This window comes from Streptomyces sp. NPDC047706, from assembly GCF_043204795.1.
Taxonomy (GTDB): Bacteria; Actinomycetota; Actinomycetes; order Streptomycetales; family Streptomycetaceae; genus Streptomyces.
Genome location: NZ_JBIDCW010000001.1, coordinates 144,527 through 168,536, shown reverse-complemented (window position 1 = coordinate 168,536; position 24,010 = coordinate 144,527). Strand labels below are relative to the sequence as shown.

The 24,010-nt window shown below is 72.4% G+C and carries 23 protein-coding genes and 2 pseudogenes; 7 read left to right on the top strand and 18 right to left on the bottom strand.

Going from position 1 to position 24,010, the window contains the following annotated elements; all coding sequences use genetic code 11:
- Positions 1-37: 37 nt before the first annotated feature.
- From ACGF8A_RS00795 to ACGF8A_RS00785, 3 genes are all read left to right on the top strand, one after another.
- Positions 38-781: a FadR/GntR family transcriptional regulator gene (locus ACGF8A_RS00795; RefSeq protein ID WP_393102779.1), complete on the top strand. Its 744-nt coding sequence runs from the start codon at positions 38-40 to the stop codon at positions 779-781.
- A gap of 174 nt (positions 782-955) precedes the next feature.
- Positions 956-2,401 (top strand): ethanolamine permease, encoded by a 1,446-nt coding sequence (eat, locus tag ACGF8A_RS00790; RefSeq protein WP_393102777.1) that lies wholly within the window; start codon positions 956-958, stop codon positions 2,399-2,401.
- 66 nt (positions 2,402-2,467) lie between these two features.
- On the top strand, positions 2,468-3,148 hold the full coding sequence (locus tag ACGF8A_RS00785; protein ID WP_393102775.1) for a gamma-glutamyl-gamma-aminobutyrate hydrolase family protein: 681 nt from the start codon (positions 2,468-2,470) through the stop codon (positions 3,146-3,148).
- Positions 3,149-3,168: 20 nt separating this feature from the next.
- Here the strand turns inward: ACGF8A_RS00785 and ACGF8A_RS00780 are convergent, their stop codons facing one another.
- Positions 3,169-4,122 carry a LysR family transcriptional regulator gene (locus ACGF8A_RS00780; protein ID WP_393102773.1) on the bottom strand — a complete coding sequence of 318 codons (954 nt, stop codon included), beginning with the start codon at positions 4,120-4,122 and terminating at the stop codon, positions 3,169-3,171.
- A 70-nt stretch (positions 4,123-4,192) separates the two neighbouring features.
- On the opposite strand from ACGF8A_RS00780, the gene ACGF8A_RS00775 reads away from it, so the two are divergent.
- Positions 4,193-5,317: a TDT family transporter gene (locus tag ACGF8A_RS00775; RefSeq protein ID WP_393103165.1), complete on the top strand. Its 1,125-nt coding sequence runs from the start codon at positions 4,193-4,195 to the stop codon at positions 5,315-5,317.
- On the opposite strand, the gene ACGF8A_RS00770 is transcribed toward ACGF8A_RS00775, so the two are convergent.
- From ACGF8A_RS00770 to ACGF8A_RS00755, 4 genes and pseudogenes are all read right to left on the bottom strand, one after another.
- Positions 5,244-5,963 (bottom strand): helical backbone metal receptor, encoded by a 720-nt coding sequence (locus tag ACGF8A_RS00770; protein ID WP_393102771.1) that lies wholly within the window; start codon positions 5,961-5,963, stop codon positions 5,244-5,246. The two genes, ACGF8A_RS00775 and ACGF8A_RS00770, sit on opposite strands and share 74 nt — an antisense overlap.
- A 2-nt stretch (positions 5,964-5,965) precedes the next feature.
- Positions 5,966-6,532: a helix-turn-helix domain-containing protein gene (locus tag ACGF8A_RS00765; protein ID WP_393102769.1), complete on the bottom strand. Its 567-nt coding sequence runs from the start codon at positions 6,530-6,532 to the stop codon at positions 5,966-5,968.
- Positions 6,533-7,117: 585 nt separating this feature from the next.
- A pseudogene (locus tag ACGF8A_RS00760) lies at positions 7,118-7,508 on the bottom strand (glycine betaine ABC transporter substrate-binding protein); the annotation flags it as partial.
- 12 nt (positions 7,509-7,520) lie between these two features.
- A pseudogene (locus ACGF8A_RS00755) lies at positions 7,521-7,710 on the bottom strand (glycine/betaine ABC transporter ATP-binding protein); the annotation flags it as partial.
- A gap of 255 nt (positions 7,711-7,965) precedes the next feature.
- Here ACGF8A_RS00755 and ACGF8A_RS00750 point away from each other — a divergent pair.
- The 3 genes from ACGF8A_RS00750 (at position 7,966) to ACGF8A_RS00740 (ending at position 10,935) form a co-directional block, all read left to right on the top strand.
- On the top strand, positions 7,966-8,910 hold the full coding sequence (locus ACGF8A_RS00750; RefSeq protein WP_393102767.1) for a 5'-3' exonuclease H3TH domain-containing protein: 945 nt from the start codon (positions 7,966-7,968) through the stop codon (positions 8,908-8,910).
- Positions 8,911-9,036: 126 nt separating this feature from the next.
- Complete coding sequence (locus tag ACGF8A_RS00745) at positions 9,037-9,888, top strand: siderophore-interacting protein (RefSeq protein ID WP_393102765.1); 852 nt, start codon at positions 9,037-9,039, stop codon at positions 9,886-9,888.
- 90 nt (positions 9,889-9,978) lie between these two features.
- Positions 9,979-10,935 carry an RluA family pseudouridine synthase gene (locus ACGF8A_RS00740; protein WP_393102763.1) on the top strand — a complete coding sequence of 319 codons (957 nt, stop codon included), beginning with the start codon at positions 9,979-9,981 and terminating at the stop codon, positions 10,933-10,935.
- Between the two features lie 328 nt (positions 10,936-11,263).
- Here the strand turns inward: ACGF8A_RS00740 and ACGF8A_RS00735 are convergent, their stop codons facing one another.
- From ACGF8A_RS00735 to ACGF8A_RS00675, 13 genes are all read right to left on the bottom strand, one after another.
- Positions 11,264-12,784: a cytochrome P450 gene (locus tag ACGF8A_RS00735; protein WP_393102761.1), complete on the bottom strand. Its 1,521-nt coding sequence runs from the start codon at positions 12,782-12,784 to the stop codon at positions 11,264-11,266.
- Positions 12,785-12,853: 69 nt separating this feature from the next.
- Entirely contained in the window at positions 12,854-13,474 is a 621-nt protein-coding gene (locus ACGF8A_RS00730) for an ATP/GTP-binding protein (RefSeq protein ID WP_393102759.1), read from the bottom strand.
- On the bottom strand, positions 13,455-13,904 hold the full coding sequence (locus ACGF8A_RS00725) for a DUF742 domain-containing protein (protein WP_393102757.1): 450 nt from the start codon (positions 13,902-13,904) through the stop codon (positions 13,455-13,457). The genes ACGF8A_RS00730 and ACGF8A_RS00725 overlap by 20 nt, the downstream gene beginning before the upstream one ends.
- Positions 13,901-14,308, bottom strand: a complete 408-nt coding sequence (locus ACGF8A_RS00720) for a roadblock/LC7 domain-containing protein (protein ID WP_189699588.1) — start codon at positions 14,306-14,308, stop codon at positions 13,901-13,903. The genes ACGF8A_RS00725 and ACGF8A_RS00720 overlap by 4 nt, the downstream gene beginning before the upstream one ends.
- The gene (locus tag ACGF8A_RS00715; RefSeq protein ID WP_393102755.1) at positions 14,305-15,906 is read right to left on the bottom strand and encodes a sensor histidine kinase; all 1,602 of its coding nucleotides are present in this window, start codon (positions 15,904-15,906) and stop codon (positions 14,305-14,307) included. Before ACGF8A_RS00715 ends, ACGF8A_RS00720 begins: the two co-directional genes overlap by 4 nt.
- A gap of 401 nt (positions 15,907-16,307) precedes the next feature.
- Positions 16,308-19,157: a DEAD/DEAH box helicase gene (locus ACGF8A_RS00710; RefSeq protein ID WP_393102753.1), complete on the bottom strand. Its 2,850-nt coding sequence runs from the start codon at positions 19,155-19,157 to the stop codon at positions 16,308-16,310.
- 212 nt (positions 19,158-19,369) lie between these two features.
- Positions 19,370-20,326: a twin-arginine translocase subunit TatC gene (tatC, locus tag ACGF8A_RS00705; RefSeq protein ID WP_393102751.1), complete on the bottom strand. Its 957-nt coding sequence runs from the start codon at positions 20,324-20,326 to the stop codon at positions 19,370-19,372.
- A 47-nt stretch (positions 20,327-20,373) separates the two neighbouring features.
- Complete coding sequence (gene tatA, locus ACGF8A_RS00700) at positions 20,374-20,658, bottom strand: Sec-independent protein translocase subunit TatA (protein WP_393102749.1); 285 nt, start codon at positions 20,656-20,658, stop codon at positions 20,374-20,376.
- Positions 20,659-20,927: 269 nt separating this feature from the next.
- On the bottom strand, positions 20,928-21,122 hold the full coding sequence (locus tag ACGF8A_RS00695) for a hypothetical protein (protein WP_393102747.1): 195 nt from the start codon (positions 21,120-21,122) through the stop codon (positions 20,928-20,930).
- 56 nt (positions 21,123-21,178) lie between these two features.
- Positions 21,179-21,439, bottom strand: coding sequence for a hypothetical protein (locus ACGF8A_RS00690; protein WP_393103163.1), 261 nt, complete (start codon positions 21,437-21,439; stop codon positions 21,179-21,181).
- 26 nt (positions 21,440-21,465) lie between these two features.
- The gene (locus tag ACGF8A_RS00685) at positions 21,466-22,515 is read right to left on the bottom strand and encodes a helix-turn-helix transcriptional regulator (RefSeq protein ID WP_393102745.1); all 1,050 of its coding nucleotides are present in this window, start codon (positions 22,513-22,515) and stop codon (positions 21,466-21,468) included.
- 19 nt (positions 22,516-22,534) lie between these two features.
- Entirely contained in the window at positions 22,535-23,488 is a 954-nt protein-coding gene (locus tag ACGF8A_RS00680) for a helix-turn-helix transcriptional regulator (protein WP_393102743.1), read from the bottom strand.
- Positions 23,489-23,610: 122 nt separating this feature from the next.
- Entirely contained in the window at positions 23,611-23,982 is a 372-nt protein-coding gene (locus tag ACGF8A_RS00675) for an FKBP-type peptidyl-prolyl cis-trans isomerase (RefSeq protein WP_393102741.1), read from the bottom strand.
- Positions 23,983-24,010 lie beyond the last annotated feature (28 nt).

Genomic DNA, 24,010 nt, shown 5'->3' with positions numbered 1-24,010 from the left:
TTGCGGAGAACCATTGCTTGGGAAGGGGGCTCGCAAGATGGCGCTGGATCCGGTGGATTCCGACGGCGGCAGCGGTGACCGGCTGGCACCGGTGCTGCGGCCCGTGCGCGCCGGCAACGGCTTCGAGGAGGCGCTGGAGCAGATCCTGCAGGTCGTACGGCTCGGCCTGGTGCCGGGCGGTGAGCGGCTGCCCGCCGAGCGGGAGCTGGCCGAGCGGCTCGGGATCAGCCGGGTGACGCTGCGCGAGGTGCTGAAGGTGCTTCAGGACCAGGGCCTGGTGGAGGCGCGGCGCGGACGGTACGGCGGGACGTTCGTCCGGCCGCGCACGGACGCCGGCGGCGAGGACGAGCTGCGGCGGCGGGTGGCCGGGGTCGACATCGAGGACGTGCTGCGCTTGCGCGAGGTGCTGGAGGTGGGCGCGGCCGGGCTGTGCGCGGCGCACGGGCTCACGGACCGGCAGGCGGAGCGGCTGCGGCAGGCGCTGACGGCGACGCACGAGGCACCGCTGGCCGACTACCGGCGGCTGGACACACTGCTGCACCTCACGCTCGCCGAACTCTCCGGGTCACCGACGCTGACCGCGCAGTACGCGGCGGTCCGGGCCACCGTGAACGACCTGCTGGACTGCATCCCGCTGCTGGTGCGCAACCTGGAGCACTCGCAGCGCCAGCACGCCGCCGTGGTGGAGGCGGCGCTCGACGGGGACGCCGACGGGGCGCGGGAGATCATGCGGGAGCACTGCGCGGGGACGGCGGCCCTGCTGCGCGGATTCCTGACCTGAGACCGGCCCCGCGCACCGGGACGGCGTTCACCACGGATTGACGCAGGGGTCTTGCTTTCCGCTCCCCCTCCCACAAAGGTATCCATTCACTCCATTGAAGCAACGCCGAAAGTCCCGGCCGCAGCGCCTGCGAAAGCCCCCGTCCGTGCCCGCCGCCCCCTGGGGAGTCGTCCCATGACCGTGGATCCCTCGACACCGCCCGCCGCCCCCGAGGCGGACGACTATCTGCAACGCCGGGCGCTGCGCCGCGGCAGTGCCGGCTGGCTGCTGCTGACCGGCCTCGGCGTCGCCTACGTCGTCTCCGGCGACTACTCGGGCTGGAACTTCGGCCTGGCCGAGGGCGGCTTCGGCGGCCTGGCCATCGCCATGCTGCTGATGGGGGCCATGTACACCTGCATGGTGTTCGCCCTCGCAGAGCTCTCCTCGATCCTGCCCACGGCAGGCGGCGGCTACGGCTTCGCGCGCCGGGCCCTCGGCCCGTGGGGCGGCTTCCTGACGGGGACGGCGATCCTCATCGAGTACGTCCTGGCGCCCGCCGCCATCGTCATCTTCATCGGGGACTACGTCGAGTCGCTGGGCCTGTTCGGCCTGGAGTCGGGCTGGCCGGTTTACCTGGTCTGCTTCGCGATCTTCCTCGGCATCCACCTGTGGGGCGTCGGTGAGGCACTGCGCTTCAGCTTCGTCGTCACAGGCATCGCGGTGGCCGCGCTGGTCGTGTTCGCGGTGGCCGCCCTGCCCTCGTTCGACCTCTCCTCGCTCGACGACATCCCGGTGGACACCGCGGCGCTCGGCGCGAACTCGTGGCTGCCGATGGGGCTGCTCGGCATCTGGGCGGCGTTCCCGTTCGGCATGTGGTTCTTCCTGGGCGTGGAGGGCGTGCCGCTGGCCGCCGAGGAGACCAGGGACCCCGCCCGTACCCTGCCGAAGGCGATCCGCTGGTCCATGGGCATCCTGGTGGTCCTAGCGGTGGTCACCTTCGTCGCGGCGGCCGGAGCGCGCGGTTCGGCGGCGGTCCAGGACGCCGGCAACCCCCTGGTCGAGGCGCTCCAGCCGGACGGCGAGGCGACCGCGCTCAGCCGGATCGTGAACTACGCCGGCCTCGCGGGCCTGGTGGCCTCCTTCTTCTCGCTGATCTACGCCGGCTCGCGCCAGTTGTTCGCGCTCTCCCGTGCGGGCTACCTGCCGAGGTTTTTGTCCCTGACCAGCGGCCGCAAGGCTCCGTACCTGGGTCTGCTGGTGCCCGGGGTGATCGGCTTCGGCCTGGCCGCGGCCACGGGCGACGGAGCGCGGCTGCTGAACGTCGCGGTCTTCGGCGCCACCATCAGCTACGCGCTGATGTCCCTGTCGCACATCGTGCTGCGCCGCCGGGAGCCGGGGCTGCCGCGGCCGTACCGCACGCCGGGCGGTGTGCTGACGTCCTCCGTGGCCCTGGTGCTGGCCTGCGCGGCCCTGGTGGCCACCTTCCTGGTCGACGTCACCGCCGCGTTCATCGCGCTCGGTGTGTACGTCGTGGCGGTGGCCTACTTCGGCCTCTACAGCCGTAAGCGGCTGGTGGCGAAGGCACCGGAGGAGGAGTTCGCGGCGCTGGCCGCCGCCGAGGCAGAGTTGGTCAGGGACTGAGGACCGGCCGGTCCGCCGGCCCCCTCGCCTCCGTCCGTCCTCATCCCTTCGTCCAAGGAGCGCAGCGTGACCAGGCCACTCATCGGTGTCAGCACCTATCTGGAGCCCGGGGCGCGCTGGGGCGTGTGGGAGCTGGACGCGGCGCTGCTGCCGGCGGCCTATCCACGCCTGGTGCAGCGGTCGGGCGGCCTCGCGGCGATGCTCCCGCCGGACGCTGCGGACCACGCGGAGGCGACCGTCGCCCGCCTGGACGGCCTGGTGATCGCGGGCGGTCCGGACGTCGACCCGGCCCGCTACGGCGCCGAACGCGATCCGCGCACCGGCCCGCCCGCCCGGGAACGCGATGCCTGGGAACTCGCGCTGGTCGACGCCGCGCTGGCGGCGCGGGTGCCGCTGCTCGGCGTCTGCCGCGGGATGCAGCTGCTGAACGTCGCTCTCGGCGGCTCCCTCGTACAGCACCTCGACGGGCACGCGGAGGCCGTCGGGGTCTTCGGCGGCCACGCCGTCAAGCCGGTCCCGGGAACCCGGTACGCGGCTGCCGTGCCGGAGGAGGTGACCGTCCCGACGTACCACCACCAGTCCGTGGACCGGCTCGGCACGGGCCTGGTGCCGTCGGCCCACGCGGCGGACGGGACGGTGGAGGCCGTCGAGCTGCCCGGCTCCCCGTGGGTGCTGGGGGTGCAGTGGCATCCGGAGATGGGTGACGATCCGCGGGTGATGCGGGCGCTGGTGGAAGCGGCCGGGTGACCGGGGCGCGCCGGGGGCGCTCATCTCCCCTTGGGTGACTTGCGCGTCAGCCCCAGCAGTTCCCGCGCCGGCCCCGCCGGGCGGTGGCCGGCGCGCCACACCGCCCGCAGGTCCCGCCGCAGCCGTACGCCGTCCACGGGGACGCTCACCAGGCGCCGGGTGGCCAGTTCCTCGCCGACGGCCAGTTCGCTCAGCACCGCGGGTCCCGCGCCGCCGACCGCCGACGCCTTCACGGCCGTGGTCGAGGACAGCTCGATCAGGGGACGGGCGAGGCCCCCGAGGGCGGCGTCCAGCACCTGGCGGGTGCCCGACCCCTTCTCCCGCAGGACCAGCGGGGTCGCCGCCAGTTCCTCGGCCGGCAGGGGGCGGCGCCGACGGGCCCAGGGGTGTCCGGGTGCCGTCACGACGACGAGGTGGTCGTGGGCGACGACCACCGAGTCCAGCCCCGCCGGAACCGTCAGGCCCTCCACGAAGCCCAGGTCGGCCTCGTCGGACAGCAGCCGCTGCGCGACGGCCGCCGAGTTTCCCGCGAGCAGCGACACCGCCGTGTCCGGCCGCCCCGCCCGCAGCGCCAGCAGCCAGCCCGGCAGCAGATACTCCGCGATGGTCATGCTGGCCGCGACGCGCAGCCGCGAGTCCCGCCGGTCCCGCAGCGCCTGCGCCCCCACGTCGAAGGCCTCCGCCGCCTCGACGACCCGCCGCGCCCAGTCCGTGACCAGCACACCGGCGTCCGTGAGGCGGGAGCCGCGCGGCGAGCGGTCCACCAGCGCCACTCCCAACTGCCGCTCCATGGACCGGATCCGGCTGCTCGCCGCCGGCTGCGTGACCCCCACCTCCCGGGCCGCCGCGCCGAGGCTCCCCAGCCGCGCCACGGCCAGCAGCAGCTCCAGCGCGCCCAGATCCGGTACCCGGTGGGCCAGCGACCCCACCCCCGGGGTCGTCCGCCCGTCGCCCCGCCCCTCCGCACCGCTCATAACCCCACCTTATGCCCCCATAGGGAAATGGTCCCTGGTGGCGACCCCCGGCCGGCGTCACGGTGAGCACATGGTCACCGCCGCCCACCCTCTGCCGCGCCCCGCCGGGCGTGCCCTCGCCGTCCGTCACCTCGGGCCGAACTGGTACGCCGTCGTCATGGGCACCGCCGTGGTCGCCTCCGCGGGCGCCGCGCTGCCCGTGCGCCTCCCTGGCCTGCGCACCGTCTGCGCGGCCGTCTGGGCCCTCTCCCTGGCCCTGCTGGCGGCGCTGCTCGTCGCGCGGGCCCTGCACTGGACCCACCATCGCGACCAGGCGCGCGCCCACCTCCTGGACCCGGCGACGGCACCCTTCTACGGCTGCCTGGCCATGGCCCTGTCGGCCGTCGGCGCCGGCACGATCACCGTGGGGCGGGACTGGATCGGCACCGGGGCGGCGGTGGCTCTCGACGCCGTGCTGTTCACGGCCGGGACGGTCCTCGGGCTGGCGGCCGCCGTGGCCGTCCCGTACCTGATGGCCGTGCACCGCCGGCCGGATCCACGGCAGGCCACTCCGGTCTGGCTGCTGCCGCTGGTCGCGCCGATGGTGTCCGCGGCCGCCGGGCCGCTCCTCGTGCCGTATCTGCCGCCCGGGCAGGCGCGGGAGGCGCTGCTGCTCGCCTGCGTGGCGCTGTTCGGGCTGAGCCTGTTCGCCACCCTGCTCACACTGCCCGTGATCTTCGCCCGCCTCCTCACCGCCGGGCCGCTGCCCCTCGCCCTCACCCCCACGCTGTTCCTGGTGCTGGGCCCGCTGGGGCAGTCCACGACCGCCGTGGGCAACGTCGCGGACGCCGCGCCCCACGGCGACAGCGCCCTCGTCGTGCTGTACGGCGTGCCCGTGATGGGCTTCGCGCTGCTGTGGGCCGTACTGGCGACCGCGCTGGTGGTGCGGGCCCGCCGGCACGGCATGGGCTTCGCGATGACGTGGTGGTCGTTCACCTTCCCCGTCGGCACCTGCGTGACCGGCGCCGAGGCCCTCGGCCGGCACACCGGGCTCACCGCCTTCGACTGGCTGGCGACCGGTCTCTACGGCGTCCTGGTCGCCGCCTGGGCCGTCGTCGCCGTGCGGACGGCGCGCGGGCTGCTCAGCGGCCGGCTGCTCGCAGGGCCTCGTCCAGCACCCGCGGCGCCTCGGCCAGTGACGGCCCGTACCAGGTGAGATGCCGTCCGCTGACGAGCGCGCAGGGCAGCCCCGGGAAGGCCTCCGGGCCGTCGTCGGCGGTGAAGCGGTAGGGCTCGTCCGGCAGGACCACCACGTCCGGGGCCGTGGCCCGCAGGGCGTCCGGCGAAACCTTCGGGTAGCGGTCCGCGTCACCCGCGTACCGGTGGTCGACGCCGAGGCGGGCCAGGACGTCGCCCGCGAAGGTGTCACGGCCCAGCACCATCCAGGGCCGCCGCCAGATCGGCACCACGGCCGTCACCCGCGGGTCCCGCGCCGGTGGCCGCGCCCAGGCGGCCTCCGCGTCCCGCAGCCACGCCGGGCGCGGCCGGGCCCCGCAGGCGTCCAGCACGCGGGCCAGTTCCCGGAAGGCCTGCGGCACGTCGCGCACCTCGGTCACCAGGACCTCGGCACCGGCCGCGCGCAGGGCGTCGAGATCCGGGGCGCGGTTCTCCTCCTCGTTGGCGACCACCAGGTCGGGGGCGAGCGCGAGGACGCGGTCGATCGCGGGGTTCTTGGTGCCACCGACACGGGTGACGTCGAGGTCCGCCGGGTGGGTGCACCAGTCGGTGGCACCGACCAGCACACCGGGCGCGGACACCGCGACCGCCTCCGTCAGGGACGGCACCAGGGAGACGACGCGCACGGCTAGCGGTGCCGGTCCTGGACGGCCTCGATGTGCTCGGCGACGGCGACGACGAGCACGCGCGTGTCCGGCACGGTCGCCCGCCAGCGGTGCCGGACTCCCCCGGTGAGGTAGAGGGTGTCGCCGCGGCCCAGGCGGTAGGCGCGGCCCTCCGCCTCGATCTCGACGGCGCCGTCGGCGACATACATCAACTGGTCGTTGCGGTACTGGAATTCACGCCCCGCCTCGTGGTCCCCGGTGAACTCCGAGGCGTGCATCTGGTGGTGACCGCGCACCAGCGAACGCACCTGCGGGAAGGGGCCCGGCTCGGTGGTGTCGGCGCGCACCACGTCGACACTGCACGCCGGGTCGGCGGCGGCGAGGAGTTCCACGGCGGTGGTGCGCAGGGCGTCGGCGACCTTCTCCAGCGAGCTCTGGCTGGGCCGTGCGCGGTCGTTCTCGACCTGGCTCAGGAAGGGGACCGACAGGCCACTGCGCTCGGCCACGACGGCGAGGGTGAGCTCCAGGGCGCGACGGCGCCGCCGCACGGCTGCGCCCACCCGAAGGGGCTGCTCTTTGTGGTCGACCATCGCTCCGGCTCCCTCCTTCGCTCGTCGGCCGGTCCTCGTACGCCGCTGTCCGGGCGCACCCCTTTCTGATGAGTTCTCTGCACCCTACGCATGTTCGGCAAACCGTTTCATGCGCCCGTCACGTCCCCGTCACGCAGCGTGGCCCGGGACCTCACACTTCGCGCCACCGGAACAACCCCACGGCGGCGACGGCCGCCGGGCTCCTCCTGCGCGGCGAACACGCTGACCAGCGGGCCGCACTCCGCCGTGCACCACGGGGCCGCGCCGTTACGCCGCGACCCTGACCATCGATCAGTACGAGCCTCCCGCTGTTCTGTTCAATGCGCGACCGGTCACCGTTGTTCCCGCCGCGGGCCTGAGCCGACAAGGGGGCCGGGCGCCCCGCAAGTCCAGCCGGAGGCAGGGAAGTTGACACCGAACCCAGGGGGTGGCGTAGCGCTGCGTGGTTGTCCGGATCCTTTTCGTACGTACGGTGCACTCCGCGTGCCGGCCACACCACGAGGGGTGGGCAGCGAGGCCACACACCCGCGCGTGTGTGCCTCGCCGCCCACCCCTCGCCCCGGCGGCCGGGCCGGTCAGGTCAGGTCACCCGGCCGCCCGCCTCTGCCCCTCGCCCACCGGGGCCCACTTGCCGACCAGGCCGGGGTGCTGCTTCAGCCAGGTACGCACGGCGTCCTGCTCCTGCCCCTCGCCGGCCTTCTGGATCTGCGCCTCCGGGCCGGCGAGCTGCTGCTCCGTCATGGAGAAGTTCCGCAGCCACTCGCCGACCCGCGGGTTGTCACCGGCGAAGCCCTTGCGCGCCAGGGTGTGCACACCGTCGCCCCTGCCCCAGGCGCCCGTGGGGTCCTTGAGCTTCTTCAGGTCGCGGTCGCTGTACGCCGGGTGCGGCGACCAGAGCGTGACCACGATCGGCTGCTTCTTGGCGTGCGCCCGCTCGAGCTCGGCGAGCATCGCGGGGCGTGGAGCCGTCGAGGACGTTGCTGCATGCTCCCGACAGTTCGTCGGGCCAGGACGTCGCCCAGCCGTCAGGTCCGCACAGGGCCGGCGTCCCGCCGGCGCGGCGCTCGCGCTCCCGCGCGGGGCACGCCCCGCACGGCCAGGCCGTAGGCGGCGTTCTCCAGGACGCTGCGGTGCGGGAACAGCGCGAAGTGCCGGAAGACCGCGCTGATCTTCTTCGAAACGGTTGGAAACGCAACTTGCCTCGCTCCGGGGCGGCGCTTGCCGGACGTGATCGACGCGTCCTTCACCGTGGAACCCGGCGAGATCTTCGTCGTCATGGGTCTCCGCGGATCCGGCAGGTCCACCCTGCCGCGCCGCGCGTCGTCCAGGCCTGAGGCCCAGCATCTCCACCGCGTCCCGCCCGAACCCGGCCGTGATCCGCTTCACAGGGCGTTCGCGACTGCCACGCCCCGCACAGGAGCCCGTTCCTGTCGGTGGGGTACGGCATGATGCGGGACGTGACCGGACGACTGATGCTCCTCGACACCGCCTCGCTCTACTTCCGCGCCTACTTCGGCGTCCCGGACTCCGTGAAGGCACCCGACGGCACCCCGGTGAACGCCGTGCGCGGGCTGCTCGACTTCATCGAGCGGCTGGTCAGGGACCACCGGCCCGCACACCTCGTGGCGTGCATGGACGCCGACTGGCGCCCGAAGTGGCGGGTCGACCTGATCCCGTCCTACAAGGCGCACCGGGTCGCCGAGGAGCAGGAGACGGGGCCGGACGTCGAGGAGGTGCCGGACACGCTCTCACCGCAGGTGCCGGTCATCGAGGCGGTCCTGGACGCGCTGGGCATCGCACGCGTGGGGGTCGAGGGCTACGAGGCGGACGACGTCATCGGCACGTTCACCGCACGGGCCACCGGCCCGGTCGACATCGTGACCGGCGACCGGGACCTGTACCAGCTGGTGGACGACGCACGCGGCGTGCGGGTGCTGTACCCGCTGAAGGGCGTGGGCACCCTGCAGCTCACGGACGAGGCGTGGCTGCGCGAGAAGTACGGCGTCGCCGGCGGTGGGTACGCGGATCTGGCCCTGCTGCGCGGCGACCCCAGCGACGGCCTGCCGGGCGTGCCGGGCATCGGCGAGAAGACGGCCGCCAAGCTGCTCTCCGAGTTCGGCGACCTGGCCGGGATCCTGGCCGCGGTCGAGGACCGCGGGGCGAAGCTGACGCCGGCCCAGCGTAAGCGGCTGGACGAGGCGCGGCCCTACCTCGCGGTGGCGCCGACGGTCGTCCGGGTGGCGTCGGACGTGCCGCTGCCGGACGTCGACACGACCGTGCCGCGCACACCGCGCGACCCGGCGGCGCTCGACGCGTTGTCGGGGCGCTGGGGGCTGGGCGGCGCGTTGCAACGCCTCCTCACCACGCTTGAAGCGTAACGATTCGGGCGACTCGGACTCTTACACTTGAAAACCCTGGAGACGCACTTGGACAGCTAGGAGGCGTCCGCGGGGCGGAGGTGCTAGCTTAGGTAAGCCTAAGTTATTCGGATCAGGGAGGCCGTCATGGCAGAACGTCCGGCCCGCCAGCAACGCAAGGCTCACTCCGCTCAGGTCGTCCGCACCGAGCGGCTGACCCCTCACATGCAGCGAGTGGTCCTCGGCGGGGACGGCCTCGCCGAGTTCGAGGCGGGCACCTGCACCGACCACTATGTGAAGCTGCTGTTCCCGGCCGAGGGCGCGTCCTACCCGGTCCCCTTCGACCTGCAGCGGATCCGCGAGGAGCTCCCCCGCGACCAGTGGCCGGTCACCCGGACGTACACCGTGCGGTCCTGGGACCCCGAACTGCGCGAGCTGACGCTGGACTTCGTGCTCCACGGCGACGAAGGCCTGGCCGGCCCCTGGGCGATGCGCGCCCAGCCCGGCGACACCCTGCGCTTCCTGGGCCCCGGCGGCGCCTACGCGCCCGACGCGAGCGCCGACTGGCATCTGCTCGCCGGTGACGAGAGCGCGCTGCCCGCGATCGCCGCCGCCCTGGAGTCGCTTCCCGACGGCGCCGCGGTGCGGGCCTTCATCGAGGTCGCCGGGCCCGAGGAGCAGCAGAAGATCGACTCGGACGCGGAGGTCGTGTGGCTGCACCGCGGCGACCGCCCCGTCGGCGAACCGCTGGTCGAGGCGGTACGGGCACTGGAATTCCCCGAGGGCCGGATGCACGCGTTCGTGCACGGCGAGGCGGCCTTCGTGAAGCAACTGCGCGCGCTGCTGCGCCTGGAGCGCCAGGTCCCGCGCGAGGACCTGTCCATCTCCGGCTACTGGCGGCTCGGCCACAACGAGGACGGCTGGCAAGCCTCCAAGCGGGAGTGGAACGCCCGCATCGAGGCGGAGCAGGAGACCGGCGCCGGGGCGACGGCCGCGTAGACGACCGTCCGGGAGGCGGCGGCACCTCGCCGTTCACCGGCCTCCCCGTCCTTGGAGACCGCCCCGGGCGAGCGCCTACGCTGGACGGTCATGAGACGCAGGACCCGCATTCCGCCCTCCCCGTTGCCGCAGCGTCACGGGGTGGACCCGGTGCGGGTGCGGCTGCCCTTCGAGGGCTCGTGGGCGACCGTGCGGGAGCATCTGGTGGAGCGGCTCACGGGAGCCGGCGCCGGGGTCGTCGACGGGATGTTCGCGTCGGGGCTGATCGTCGGGGCGGACGGCACGGCGGTGGCGCCGGACGCGGCGTACGAGCCGGGGATGTTCGTGTGGTTCCACCGGGAGCTTCCCGACGAGGTGCGGGTGCCGTTCCCCCTGGAGGTCGCCTACCGCGACGAGCACATCGTCGTCGCCGACAAGCCGCACTTCCTGGCCACCACCCCGCGCGGCAGCCATGTCACCGAGACGGCGCTCGCCCGGCTCCGCCACGAACTGGGGATACCCACGCTCACCGCCGCGCACCGGCTGGACCGGCTCACCGCCGGGCTGGTGCTGTTCACGGTGCGGCCCGAGGAGCGGGGCGCCTACCAGACGCTGTTCCGGGACCGGCTGGTGCGCAAGGTGTACGAGGCGGTGGCGCCGTACGATCCGGCGCTGGGCCTGCCCCGGACCGTGCGCAGCCGGATCGTGAAGGAACGCGGCACGCTGACCGCCCGCGAGGTCGAGGGCGAGCCGAACGCGGTGAGCCGCGTCGAGCTGGTCGAGCACCGGGCGGATCTGGGCCGGTACCGGCTGGTGCCCGGCACCGGACAGACCCATCAGCTGCGGGTGCACATGAACGCGCTGGGCGTGCCGATCCTCGGCGACCCGCTCTACCCGGTGGTGACCGGCCCCGTGCCGGCCGGCGACTTCCGGCGCCCGCTGCAACTGCTGGCGCGGGAGCTGGAGTTCACCGATCCGGTCACGGGACTGGCCCATGCCTTCCGCAGCGGACGGACACTGACGGCCTGGTCCGCGGACGCGGAGTGGGACGGCCGACGGGAGGCCTGACGGGGCCGGTCGGCGGCCTGACCGGACGGTTCGGCGGGAAGTGACCGAACGGGCCGGCCCAAGGCCCGAGTGGACCGGTCGGCTGAAGGCCTCAGGGGACCGGTCCACAGCACAGGACCGAAATGACCGCTCCGCAACGGGAGCGAAGCCGACCCACCCCCAGCAAGCCCGAGGCGAACCGCTCCGCGACCGGAACCACGCCGGCCCACCCCCAGCAGGCCCGAGGCGGACCGCTCCGCGACCGGAACCACGCCGGCCCACCCCCAGCAAGCCCGAGGCGGACCGCTCCGCGACAGGCCCGACGTGCGCGCCCCGCGCACGGTGCGCGTCAGTACCCCCGCCACCAGCGCAGGAACCGCTGCCAGGCGCCCAGCCTGCGCGTGCCGCCCGGTTCCGCCACGGGGGCGGGCCGCACGGGCTGTCCGGGTGCCACGGTGGCGTCGGCCGCCAGGTCCGCGGGGGCGGACACGGGCTCGGCGGCGGGTGCCGGCTCGGGGGCCGCGGTGCCGACCTGCCAGTCGGTGCGCCGGCGCGGCACGGACGGCAGACCGGGCTTCTTCATCACTTCCTGCTGCGGCTTGGGGCCGAACCGCACGGGCAGTTCCACCAGATGCCGTGCGGAGATCGACTCGGCCCAGTCCAGGTCCTCCTCGTCGCAGTCGAGTTCGACGTCCGGCAGCCGCATCAGCAGCGTGTCCACCCCGATGTCGGCGATGGCACGGCCGATGTCCTGGCCCGGGCACTCGTGCGGGCCGCCGCCGAAGGCGAGGTGGGAGCGGTTGCCCTGCATGTTGGCGGTGAGGTCGGGACGCACCCGTGGATCGACGTTGCCGGGGGCCGGGGCGAACAGCAGCCCGTCGCCCTTGCGGATCCGCTGGCCGCCCAGCTCCGTCTCCTGCTTGGCGAAGTAGGCGAAGACCGCGCTGAACGGCGGCTCGTCCCACAGGGACTGCTCGACCGCCTCGGGCACGGTCATCTGCCCGCCGTTGAGCTGGGCGCGGAAGCGCGGGTCGGTGAGCACCGTGCGCAGCACGTTGGCCAGGAGGTTGGCGGTGGCCTCGTAGGCGGCGATGAGGACGACCCGCAGGTGTTCGCGGACCTCGTCGTCGGTGAGACCGGCCGGGTGGGTGACCAGATGGCTGGTGAAGTCGTCCTCGGGCTGGGCACGGCGCTGGGCGGCGAGCCGTCCGAGGGCGTCCACGATGTACTGGTTGCTGGCGATCGCGGTCTCGGTGCCTCTTAGCATGTCGCGCGCGGCGTGCACGATCCGGTCGCCGTACTCGTCGGGCATGCCGAGGATCTCGCACATCACGGCCATCGGCAGATGGTCGGCGTACTGGCCGACGAGGTCGGCCTCCCCCGCCTCGCAGAACCGGTTGACGAGGATCTGGGTGTAGCGGGTGATGTGGCGGCGCAGGCTGCGGAAGTCGATGGTGGAGACGGCGCCGGTGACCGCGCCACGCAGCCTGAGGTGCTCGTCGCCCTCGGCGTGCGAGCAGATCGGCTGCCAGGCGATGTGCGGCATGAGCGGGTGGTCGGGCTTGACCATGCCCTCCAGCAGCGGGCTCCAGATGCGGCTGTCCCGGGTGAACTGCGTGGGCGAGCGCACCATGTGCAGGTTCTCGGCGTGGCCGAGGACCACCCACATCGGGACGTCGTCGTGCAGCAGGACCGGCGCCACGGCACCGTGCTCGGAGCGGAGTTTCTCGTACAGGGCGCCCAGGTCGCGCGCGTCGGGGCCGTAGAGCCGGTGCAGCCCGCCGGGGCCGAGGTTGTGGGCGGGGCAGCCGGGGGGCGGGGTGATGCCGAGGTCGTCCGTGTCGGTCGTGGAGTGGGATTCAGGCGTCACAGCGAGTCGCTTTCGGAGACTGTGGGGGACCGTTGTCTGGGGAGTGGGGCTGCGGCGGTGCGGGCGGGGTCAGGTGAGCTGGCCCGTCATCGCGAGGGAGTGCAGAAAGCTCATCAGCGTCATGAGGACCTCCTTGCTGGAGGCGCGGCGCCGGGCGTCGCACTCCAGGATCGGGATCTCCTCGGACAGGTCGAGCGCGGCGCGCAGTTCGGGCAGGGGGTAACGGGGGCCGTCCGGGAAGGTGTTGACGGCGACCACGAAGGGCACGCCGCACTCCTCCAGCCGGCCCATGACGTCGAAGCTGACCTCCAGCCGGCGGGTGTCGACCAGGACGACCGCCCCCAGCGCGCCCTCGAACAGGCCGTTCCACAGGAACCAGAAACGTTCCTGGCCGGGCGTGCCGAAGAGGTACAGCACCAGCTGGTCCGTGATGCTGATGCGGCCGAAGTCCATCGCCACCGTGGTGGCCGTCTTGGAGTCGGAGCCGTAGTTGTCGTCGACTCCGACGCCGGCCTGCGTCATGGTCTCCTCGGTGGTCAGCGGCTTGATCTCGCTGACCGAGCCGACCATGGTGGTCTTGCCGACGCCGAAGCCGCCCACGATGACGATCTTCACCGCGGCCTGTGCCGTGTGCGGCAGATGGTCCTCGGTGCGTGGGCCCGGGATCGACTCAGAGCTTTTGAAGTCCATGCATCACCGCTTCGAGGATGGAACGGTCCGGCAGCGCCTGGCGGACGACCGGGGCGCGTGCCTGTACGAGTTCGGCCGTCAGCATCTGGGTGAGCAGGACGGTGATCACGCTGAACGGCAGGCTGAGGTAGGCCGACAACTCGGCCACGGAGAGCGGGGCGGCGCACAGCCGGAGCACCGCCGCCTGTTCCGGGCTGGTGGACGGCTTCGGCTCGGCGCGCGCCACGATCAGCGTGACGAGGTCGAGCTCGGCGCGGTCGCCGTCCACCTCGCCGATCACGAACAGGCGCTCGGGGTTGGAGGGCTTGCCGTCCTTGCCCTCCGTGCCGTCCGTGGTGCCGTCGCCCGCGCCGCCCTCCTGGGAGGACGGCTGCGGCAGCGGTGGCGGCTCCTGCCTCGGGGAGCGCCGCTTGCGTTTCGGAGGAGTCATACGGCCTTCCCGTTGCGCCTCGGCGGACTGGTCAGGTGGGGACCGATCCGGTCGACCAGGTCGCGCATCTGGGCGCTCATCAGCCCCGGTTCGGCGACGATGTTGGACAGCACCGCGAGATAGGCGTTGGGCCCCGCGGCCATCAGGTAGAAGTAGCCGCCGTTTACCTCGATGAGGACCATGCGCATCTGACCGTCGCTGGTCGGGATCTCGTCGGCCACGGCGCTCGCGAGGCTCTGCAGTCCGGCGCAGGCCGCGGCGACCCGGTCGGCGGTGTCCGGGTCGCCGCCGTGGCGGGCGATACGCAGTCCGTCGGCGGAGAGCACCACGATCATCTGAATGCCCGGCACGCCTTTGGCGAGGTCCTGGAGCATCCAGTCGAAGTTCGCTCGGTACGCCATCAGTTGGGGTCCCTCTCGTCGTCGGCCTGGACACTGGCCGGCTGGTCGGTCGGCTGGGTGGACGAGCCCGGCTTCGGCCGCTTGAGCCCCTCCATGAACGCCTCCACCCACATTCCGGGCGGAGGCTGGTCCTCGGGCTCTGGCTTGGGTTCGGGGGTGCCCCAGACGGGCCGGGGCTCGCGGCCCTCCCGCTCGGCGGCCTCCTTCTCGGCGCGCTCGGCTGCGTACTGCTCGCGGATCCGCTGGCTGAGCGGCGTCTTCATGCGGCTGCGGCGCTGCGGAAGGCCGCCCGCGGTCCACTCGGTGACGACCGGGACGTCGTCCTCCATCGAGACCGAGGCGGGGATCTTCGGGCTTGTCGGACGGCGCCGCTTCGGGGGCCGCTTGGGGCCCTCCAGCGCGTCGGGCGAGACGTTGGGAACGGAGGTGGCGCCGATGCCGTGGGCGAGTCCGACGCCGGGCTCGTCGGTCAGCATGTTGCTCGGCACGATGACCACGGCACGGACGCCGCCGTACGCCGAGGAGCGCAAGGCGACCTGCATGTTGTACGCCCGGCACAGCCGTCCGACGACCGCGAGGCCCAGACGCGGGGCCTCACCGATGTCCTGGAGGTCGACGCCGGCCTTGGCCCGCTCCAGCATGCCCTCGATCCGGGCACGGGCCTCCTCGCTGAAGCTGACGCCGGCGTCCTCGATCTCGATGGCGATGCCGGTCTGCACCTGGACCGCGGTGACGTGCACGTCGGTGTGCGGCGGCGAGTAGCGGGTGGCGTTGTCGAAGAGTTCGGCGCAGGCGTGGATGACCGGCTCGACGTAGATGCCCTTGACGCTGATGCGGCAGATGTTGTCCAGCTTGATGCGCCGGTACTCCAGGATGCGCGACATGGCGCCGCGCAGCGTGCTGTAGAGCGACACCGGCAGGGGCCACTGGCGGCCGGGGCGGCCACCGCCGAGGACGGAGATGGAGTCGGCGAGGCGGCCGATCAGCGCGTTGCCGTGGTCGATGCGCAGCAGGTCGTCGAAGACCTCGGGGTTGCGGCCGTGGTCCTCCTCCATCTCCCGCAGTTCGTTGGCCTGCTGGTGGACGATCGCCTGGACGCGCCGGGCGACGCTGACGAAGGAAGCCGCCGCGGAGTCGCGCAGGGCTTCCTCGTGGTCGACGATGCGGATGAGCTTCTTCAGCAACTGGCGTTGCGGGTCGGGCATGTCCCGGAACACCGGGTCGATCAGGCTCAGCTGGCGGATCACCTCAACGGCGGTGACACCACCGGCCATCCGCCGCAGCGCGGTCGGCACGACCTCCTCGCCGAAGCGGGCCCAGTCGTCGTGATGGGCGGTGATACGCCGCTCCAGGGACGCGCTGTGTCGGGCGTGCTCGGCCTGCGCGTCCCGCAGCGCGCGGCCGCGGCGCACCGCCTCGGACGCGGTGGCGATCACCAGCAGCGTGGCGACGACGCCGCACAGGGCGACCGCGGTCCGGGCCGAGGGCGTCACCAGGGCGACGGCGGCACCGGTCGCCGCGGCCATCAGTATCGCCGGGAGCAACAGCACGCGCGCGTAGGGAAGTTCACGGCGTGCGGGTGGGGATTGAACACTCACCATGGGGCCCTCTGAAAGCAGTCGGCGGAGAGTCGGGAGGCTTGTGGGGGTATGCGTCGTGGCACTGTTGGGATCATCAGGATTTTTGGGAACAAGCGCACGAATACACCGCAACTCGGTGCGCTGCGGGCGAGCTTAGTCCGACCGGATCATCGCCGTGTCATATTCGGCAAGCACCTGAAACGGGGCACGCAACAGGAGTACGCTCGGCCCCATTTGCACGCTGGGATCACATTCGAACACGGTGCGTAATGGTGTTCTGGCATGCGAAAGTCACTCACCGTGATGAGTGAAACCGGCGGTCGCTCAGTGGACCGCCTCAGGAGTGCGGGGGCTACGCGACCGCGGCTCGCCCCGTGGGGGCTACGCGACCGTGGCCCGCCCCGCACCCGCCGGGCGCGACGTCACCCCACCGACGAGTAGGCGACAACCCCCCGCAGCAGCCCCTCGACGGCCTTGCGCGCGTTCTTCACGACGGTCGACCCCTCAGGCGCTGCCGCCGAGATCTGCCCGAGCACGTCGATGACCTGCTTGCACCAGCGCACGAAGTCACCCGCCGGCATCTCCGCCTCGCGCAGCACCTCGTCGAGCCCCTTCCCCGAGGCCCACATGTACGCGGCCCAGGCGAACCCGAGATCCGGCTCCCGCTGCCCGACCCCCTCGGTCTGGGTGATCCGGAAGTCCTCCTCCAGCGCGTCCAGCCGCCCCCAGATCCGCACCATCTCACCGAGCGCGGCCTTCGCCCTGCCCGAGGGCAGCTTCGGCGCCATCGCGTCGTCACTGACCCGTGCCTCGAACACCAACGCCGAGACGCACGCGGCGAGTTCCGCCGGTCCCAGCCCTTCCCAGACCCCCTCGCGCAGACACTCGCTGGCGAGCAGGTCCAGCTCGCCGTACAGCCGCGCCAGCCGCTTGCCGTGCTCGGTTACCTCGTCGCCGCGCAGATAGTCAAGCTCGGTCAGCAGCGCGACGATCCGGTCGAAGGTGCGGGCGATGGTGTTCGTACGGCCTTCGATCCGCCGTTCCAGCTGCGAGGTGTCACGCAGCAGGCGGTGGTACCGCTCGGCCCAGCGGGCGTGGTCCTCACGGTCGTTGCACCCGTGGCACGGATGTGCCCGCAGCGCCGCCCGCAGCCGCGCGATCTCCCGGTCGTCCGCGGCCTGCGACCGCCGCTTGCGCTGCCGCTCAGGCGCGATGTGCCCGGCCTTGCTGCGCAGCGCCGACGCCAGATCGCGCCGCGACTGGGGTGAGCGCGGGTTGAAGGACTTCGGGATCCGCATCCGCTCCAGCGCCTCGACGGGCACCGGGAAGTCGATCGACGCCAGCCGCTTGACCTGCCGCTCCGCGGTCAGCACCAGGGGCCGCGGCCCGTCGTGGGACTCGAAGCCCCGGTGGCCGTTGGACCGCCCGGCCGGCAGTCCCGGATCCAGCACCAGCGCCAGCCCCGCGTACTTGCCGCTGGGCACGTGGATGACGTCACCGGGCCGCAGCCTCTCCAGCGCCACGGCCGCCTCGGCCCTGCGCTGTGCCACGCCCTGGCGCGCCAACTCGGTCTCGCGGTCCTTCAGTTCGCGCCGCAGCCGCGCGTACTCCTCGAAGTCCCCGAGGTGGCAGGTCATGGACTCCTTGTAACCTTCGAGCCCTTCCTCGTTGCGCTGCACCTGACGCGAGATCCCCACGACCGATCTGTCGGCCTGGAACTGGGCGAACGAGGTCTCCAGCAGTTCACGCGAGCGGTGCCGCCCGAACTGCTCGACCAGATTGACCGCCATGTTGTACGACGGCTTGAAGCTCGACCTCAGCGGATAGGTCCGCGTCCCGGCCAGTCCCGCGAGGTGCTCGGGGTTCATCCCCCGCTGCCACAGCACCACGGCGTGACCCTCGACGTCGATGCCGCGCCGCCCCGCACGCCCGGTCAACTGCGTGTACTCGCCCGGGGTGATGTCGGCGTGCTGTTCGCCGTTCCACTTGACGAGCTTCTCCAGCACCACCGACCGCGCGGGCATGTTGATGCCCAGAGCCAGTGTCTCGGTGGCGAACACGGCCTTCACCAGCCCGCGGACGAACAGTTCCTCGACGACCTCTTTGAAGGTCGGCAGCATGCCCGCGTGGTGGGCGGCGATGCCCCGCTCCAGGCCCTCCAGCCACTCGTAGTAGCCGAGCACATGCAGATCCTCGGCCGGGATCGAGGCGGTACGCTCCTGAACCAGCGTCCTGACCTGCTCCCGGGCCTCCTCGTCGTTCAGCCGCAGCCCGGCGTACAGGCACTGCTGGACGGCGGCCTCGCAGGCGGCGCGGCTGAAGATGAACGTGATGGCGGGCAGCAGCCCCTCCGCGTCCAGCCGTTCTATGACCTCGGGCCGGCCCGGTGTCCAGCTCCGCGACCGCTGCCGCCGCTCCCGCTCCCGGTCGGCCTCACGCATCGCGCGGCCCCGTCTGCGGTCCTGGAACGACGGCCGGCTGGCCTCCATGCGCGCCATGCGCGTGAGGTCGGGGTTGACGGCCTTGCGGTGGCCCTCGCCCTCCTCGAACAGGTCGTACATCCGGCGCCCGGCGAGCACGTGCTGGAACAGCGGCACGGGCCGGTGCTCGGAGACGATCACCTCGGTGTCGCCACGGACCGTGTCGAGCCAGTCGCCGAACTCCTCGGCGTTGGACACGGTCGCGGACAGTGACACCAGGGTCACCGACTCGGGCAGATGGATGATCACCTCTTCCCAGACGGCGCCCCGGAACCGGTCGGAGAGGTAGTGCACCTCGTCCATCACCACATGGCCGAGGCCCAGCAGCGTCCGGGAGCCGGCGTAGAGCATGTTCCGGAGCACCTCGGTGGTCATCACGACCACCGGGGCATCGGAGTTGACGCTGTTGTCGCCGGTGAGCAGGCCGACCTTGGCGCTGCCGTAGCGCCGGCACAGGTCGTTGTACTTCTGGTTCGACAGTGCCTTGATGGGTGTCGTGTAGAAGCACTTTCTGCCCTGCTGGAGGGCGAGGTGGACGGCGAACTCGCCGACGATCGTCTTGCCGGAGCCGGTGGGCGCCGCGACCAGCACGCCCTTGCCCGCCTCGAGCGCCTCGCAGGCCTCGATCTGGAAGGGGTCGAGGCCGAAGTCGTACATCTCGCGGAAGGACGCGAGCGCGGTGGCCTGCTCGGCGGCGCGCCGACGCGCCGCCACGTACCGCTCGGCCGGTGAGAGGTCCTCAGTCATCGTGCCTTCGAGCGTACCGGCCCGCACCGACAACAGGACGATCATTATCCGGATCCGCTTCCCCGGACCCGGCGATACGCCCAGCTCAGCGCCCCACGACCCGGAGCCTGCCGGCCCCGGTGCACCGTCGGGACAACCCGCGGGCGCGGCTCGGGGGCGCCCGCGGGGACCGGGCGAAGCCGTCACCCCGCGACGCGTCACGGAGACAGGGACGAGGTGGCCGGCGGTCTCGGACCAGCCCCGTGACGACCGCGGACTCAGGTCACGTCGTCGTACCCGTTGACGCGGTCCTTGCCCGGCTGCTCGGGAAGGGCGCGGCTCGCGCTGACGGTCTCCACCTCGCCGATCGCGTCGGGGGTGAGGTCCAGCTCGGAGGCCTCGTCGTCGGCGGGTCCCAGGGCCTCGCGCCGGCGGCGGCGCCGGTCGTTGAGGAGGGAGAGGACCACGGCGGCGAAGTACAGGATCCAGATCGGCCCGGCCAGCGCCAGCATGGTCAGCGGGTCGGTGCTGGGCGTGGCGATCGCCGCGAAGACCGTGATGCCCATGATCATCGCCCGCCACCAGCCGAGCATCCGCCTGCCGGAGATGGCGCCGGTGAAGTTGAGCATGACCAGCAGCAGCGGCAGCTCGAAGGAGAGACCGAAGACGATCACCATGCGCGTGACGAGGTCGAGCAGGTCGTCGAGCGGCAGCAGGTTGTCGACACCGAACGGCGTGAACTCGATCAGCACGTTGGCGGTGGTGGGCAGCACCTTGTAGGCGAAGAAGGCGCCGCCGAGGAAGAGCGGGAAACCGGTGGCGACGAACGCGTAGGCGTACTTCTTCTCGTGCCGGTGCAGGCCGGGGGCGACGAAGGCCCACAACTGGTAGAGCCAGACCGGCGAGGCCAGCACGACGCCGGCCATCAGGGACACCTTGAGCGCCAGCGTGAACGGGGCGAGCAGACCGTTGATCGTGATCTGGGCGCACGGCTCGGTGTTCTCGGCGGAAGCCGCCCGGGCCAGCTCCTCGAACGACTGCGAGCAACCGACCGAGTCGAGGATCGGTTCGGTGAAGAAGTTGATGATGTCGTTGTAGAAGAAGGCGGCGACGATGGTGACGCCGACGACGGCCAGCAGCGCCTTCGCGAGCCGGTTGCGGAGCTCACGAAGGTGCTCCGCAAGGGGCATCCGCCCCTCGGGATCCTTCTCCTTGCTGCGGGCAGGCTTCAGCAACCCACGTTCCCATCTCGTGCGGCAGGCCGGGGGTCTCCGGCCCTGCGTCAGCGCTTGGTCGTGTCCGTCGGTTCGTTGACCGGGCGGGAGCTGGACACGTCGCCGGGCGAGGACTGGATGATGCGCTGAGCCGGGGCCTGCTCGTCGTGGTGGGGCGGGTCGGCCGGGGCGGAGTTCTTGTTGTCGTCCTTCATCGCCTTGGCCTCGCTCTTCAGGATCCGGGCGGACTTGCCGAGCGAGCGCGCCATGTCCGGAAGCTTCTTCGCGCCGAACAGCAGGATGATGACGACGAGGATGAGAATGATCTCGGGGGCTCCGAGCCTTCCGAACATAAGCCTTTACCTTCTCACCGAGGCGGGTGTGTGGGTGCTGTCCGACCGGCCGGACAGCTGTCCGAACGACCGTGCTGGCAGCGATCGTAACGCTCAGGGGTGAACGTGAGGCAATCCCCGTGCGTACGCCCGGTCCACGGCCCGGGCCTCGTTTTCCGGGCCGCGATCAGCAGCGTACCTTCCGCGTGCGGGAAGTTGACAGGGCGAAGCGACCCAAAGGGACATCAAGCGCAGGAATCACCGGCCTGCTCAGGACACCTCAGGGCAGCTCACAGCGCGTCCACGGACCGGGCCGTGCTCACCGCGGACCGCTCCAGGTCCTCCGCGGCCCGGTTGATGCGGCGCGCGGACTCCGACACCTGCCTGCCCAGACGCTGTGCCTCCAGGAAGACCCGGACGGCGAGCACGCCGAGAACGGCGATTCCCAGGAAACCCACAGCTACCGCGAACATCGGCCAGAACATGCCCCTGAGCCTAGGCCCTGCCGCGCCACGGGCGCACACAGGGTGCGCCGGCGCCGCTACAGCGTGGAGTGCAGCCGCAGGGTCCGGACCCCGCCCCCGGTGAGCAGTTCGACCACCCGCTCCCCGGCCGGCTTGCGCACGGACGCGCCGCACTCCGGGCAGGTGAAGGAGTAGAAGGTCGTACGGCTCGTGGCGCCGATGGCCAGCCGCAGGGCTCCCGCGGCGAGCTCGAAGCGGCCCCGGCAGTCCGGGCAGCCGGCCCGGAACACCACGGGAGCCACGCTTCTCATCCCCGCGAACGCGGACGCCACCGTCATCTCCCGCACCCCAGCCGCCGGCTCGCTCAAAGTACCTGCTCCTGCCTGTCGTGTCCGTGGTGGCCCGGGTCCCCCGCCGCCGGGGGCCCCGCCTCGATCCCGTCGTACGCCGCCAGCGCCTCGCGGGCCGCCTGCCGGGCGCTGTCGGCCAGCTCCTGCGGGGCGGCGATCCGCCCGTCGCGCCCGAGGCGCAGGGCCAGGCGGCGCAGCGACGCCGGGTCGGGCGTGCGCAGGGTGATACGCAGCCCGCCGTCCGCGAGCTCATCGGCGGTGTCGTGCGGGTAGTACTCGGCGACCCAGCGCCCGCCGGGCCCGACCTCGACGACGACCTCCGGGTCCTCGGCCGCGGGCTGCACCAGCCCCTCGGAGAGGTCCCGCAGCTCGACCTCGGGCGGGGCGGAAGGCTGGTCCAGGACCTTGATCTCGGCGACCCGGTCGAGCCGGAAGGTGCGGCGCGCCTCGGAGCGGTAGCACCAGCCCTCGACGTAGGTGTGGCCGACGCTGACCAGCCGGATCGGGTCGACCTCGCGCTCGGTGACCTCGTCGCGGGCCGGCGAGTAGTAGCGGATCCACAGCCGGCGGCGCTCCGAGATCGCCCGGTCGACGTCGGCGAAGACACCGCCCTCGGACTCGAAGGTCACCGACAGCCGCGAGCTGGCCCCGGCCGCCTCGCCGGCCGCCGCCTCGACCTTCGCCGTCGCGCGCAGCAGCGCCTGCCGGTCGCTCTCGCGCAGGCCGGGCAGGGTCGACACGGCCCGCGCGGCCACCAGCAGGGCGGTCGCCTCGTCGGCGGCCAGACGCAGCGGCTCGGCCGCTTCCGCCCCGAGGGCGGCGGGGTTGTGCCACCAGATGCGCTCGCCGTCGGTGTCGATGTCGAGCAGATCGCCGCCCCGGAAGCTGGTGCCGCACATCGGCAGCACGTCGAGGTCGGAGACGAGCTCGTCCTCGGTGATGCCGAAGGCGCGCGCGACGTCCTCCACCCGCGCCCCGGGCCGCTCCCTCAGATAGGTCACCAGGGAGAGCATCCGCCGGGTCTGGTCGATGGCGTTCGCGGGCCTGATCGGTTTGCCGGCCACTGTCTTCTTCCGCTCCCCCTCAGCCCTTGGCCACGGCACGCAGCCGGTCCACCACGTCGGCCCGCAGCTCCGCGGGCTCCAGGACCACCACGTCCGGTCCGAACTCCACCAGCCAGGCGTCCAGCCCGTGGCCGTACGGAATCTCCAACTCGTCCCAGCCGTCCCCGAGTTCCCGGACGGCGGTGGCCTTCGCCCGCAGGGGGTATCCGGCGCCGGACCGCAGCCGGATCCGCGCGCTGCGGTCGGCGGTCTCGCCGGCCCACCCGGCGACGGTCTCGCGCACCGTGACGACATCGGGGACGGGCGCGGTGTACCGGCCGCCGCGGGTGCGGACCCTGCCGGTGATCCGGGACAGCCGGAAGACCCGCTCGGCGCCCCGCTCCCGGTCCCAGCCCGCGAGGTACCAGTGGCCGCGCCAGCACTCCAGCGCCCAGGGCTCCACCTGCCGGGCCTCGGGGTGGGCGGCGGTCGCCTTGCGGTACTCGAAGACGACCGGGCGGCGGTCGCGGCAGGCCAGCATCAGCGGCTCGAAGGCGGCCTCGTGCACGGGGATACGGGGCTCCAGGGCGCTGTGCGCCTCGTACGGGTCGACGTCCTCGGGGAGCCCGGCGGCGCGCAGCTTCTGCAGGGCCCCGCTGGCCGCGCCGGCGAGCCGGGCCTGCTGCCACACCTTGGCCGCCAGGCCCAGGGCGGCGGCCTCCTCGGCGTCGAGGGTGATGGGCGGGAGGCGGTTGCTGTCGCGGTGGGCGCGGTAGCCGACCTCACCGTCGAGGTTCTCGACGGTCTCGATCACCAGGCCCAGTTCGCGCAGGTCGTCCTTGTCCCGCTCGAACATCCGGTTGAAGGAGTCGTCGCTGCCCGCTTCGAGATAGGCCTCGATGGATTCTCGAAGCTCACGCTTGCTGAGCGGCCGCCGTGTTCCCAGCAGACACAGTGCCAGGTTCATCAGCCGCTCGGCCTTGGCAATGGCCATCGACGCCCTTCCCTATGGTGCCCCCGACCGATGACCGTACCGCTCCGCGGGGCCGTGGCAAAAGCCGAGGCCCATGCCTGGTCGGGCATGGGCCTGAGGTGATCGGCTCCGGTCGGTCCTGCTCAGACGCCGAGCAGGTCGACCACGAAGATCAGGGTCTCGCCGGGCTTGATCGCCGGGGTCGGGCTCTGGTCACCGTAGGCGAGGTGGGCCGGGATGGTGAGCTGGCGCCGCCCGCCGACCTTCATGCCCTGCACGCCCTGGTCCCAGCCGGCGATGACACGGCCGCCGCCCAGCGGGAAGCGGAACGGCGTGCCGCGGTTCCAGCTGGCGTCGAACTCCTCGCCGGTGCTGAAGGCGACACCGACGTAGTGCACGGTCACCGTCTGACCGGCCTGCGCAACGGGGCCGTCGCCTTCCCAGATGTCCTTGATCTCGAGGTCCGCCGGGGGCTCGCCGCCCGGGAAGTCGATCTCGGGCTTGTCGATGCTCACGTCTTCAGCTCCTGCTCGTGTGTGGAAA

What these genes read in the sequence shown, in the direction of transcription:
- ACGF8A_RS00795 (WP_393102779.1), top strand. Translation starts at nt 38, where the DNA reads ATGGCGCTGGATCCGGTGGATTCCGACGGCGGCAGCGGTGACCGGCTG.
- eat (WP_393102777.1), top strand. Translation starts at nt 956, where the DNA reads ATGACCGTGGATCCCTCGACACCGCCCGCCGCCCCCGAGGCGGACGAC.
- ACGF8A_RS00780 (WP_393102773.1), bottom strand. Translation starts at nt 4,122, where the DNA reads ATGAGCGGTGCGGAGGGGCGGGGCGACGGGCGGACGACCCCGGGGGTG.
- ACGF8A_RS00775 (WP_393103165.1), top strand. Translation starts at nt 4,193, where the DNA reads ATGGTCACCGCCGCCCACCCTCTGCCGCGCCCCGCCGGGCGTGCCCTC.
- ACGF8A_RS00765 (WP_393102769.1), bottom strand. Translation starts at nt 6,532, where the DNA reads ATGGTCGACCACAAAGAGCAGCCCCTTCGGGTGGGCGCAGCCGTGCGG.
- ACGF8A_RS00745 (WP_393102765.1), top strand. Translation starts at nt 9,037, where the DNA reads ATGGCAGAACGTCCGGCCCGCCAGCAACGCAAGGCTCACTCCGCTCAG.
- ACGF8A_RS00740 (WP_393102763.1), top strand. Translation starts at nt 9,979, where the DNA reads ATGAGACGCAGGACCCGCATTCCGCCCTCCCCGTTGCCGCAGCGTCAC.
- ACGF8A_RS00730 (WP_393102759.1), bottom strand. Translation starts at nt 13,474, where the DNA reads ATGGACTTCAAAAGCTCTGAGTCGATCCCGGGCCCACGCACCGAGGAC.
- ACGF8A_RS00725 (WP_393102757.1), bottom strand. Translation starts at nt 13,904, where the DNA reads ATGACTCCTCCGAAACGCAAGCGGCGCTCCCCGAGGCAGGAGCCGCCA.
- ACGF8A_RS00715 (WP_393102755.1), bottom strand. Translation starts at nt 15,906, where the DNA reads ATGGTGAGTGTTCAATCCCCACCCGCACGCCGTGAACTTCCCTACGCG.
- ACGF8A_RS00710 (WP_393102753.1), bottom strand. Translation starts at nt 19,157, where the DNA reads ATGATCGTCCTGTTGTCGGTGCGGGCCGGTACGCTCGAAGGCACGATG.
- tatA (WP_393102749.1), bottom strand. Translation starts at nt 20,658, where the DNA reads ATGTTCGGAAGGCTCGGAGCCCCCGAGATCATTCTCATCCTCGTCGTC.
- ACGF8A_RS00695 (WP_393102747.1), bottom strand. Translation starts at nt 21,122, where the DNA reads ATGTTCTGGCCGATGTTCGCGGTAGCTGTGGGTTTCCTGGGAATCGCC.
- ACGF8A_RS00690 (WP_393103163.1), bottom strand. Translation starts at nt 21,439, where the DNA reads ATGACGGTGGCGTCCGCGTTCGCGGGGATGAGAAGCGTGGCTCCCGTG.
- ACGF8A_RS00680 (WP_393102743.1), bottom strand. Translation starts at nt 23,488, where the DNA reads ATGGCCATTGCCAAGGCCGAGCGGCTGATGAACCTGGCACTGTGTCTG.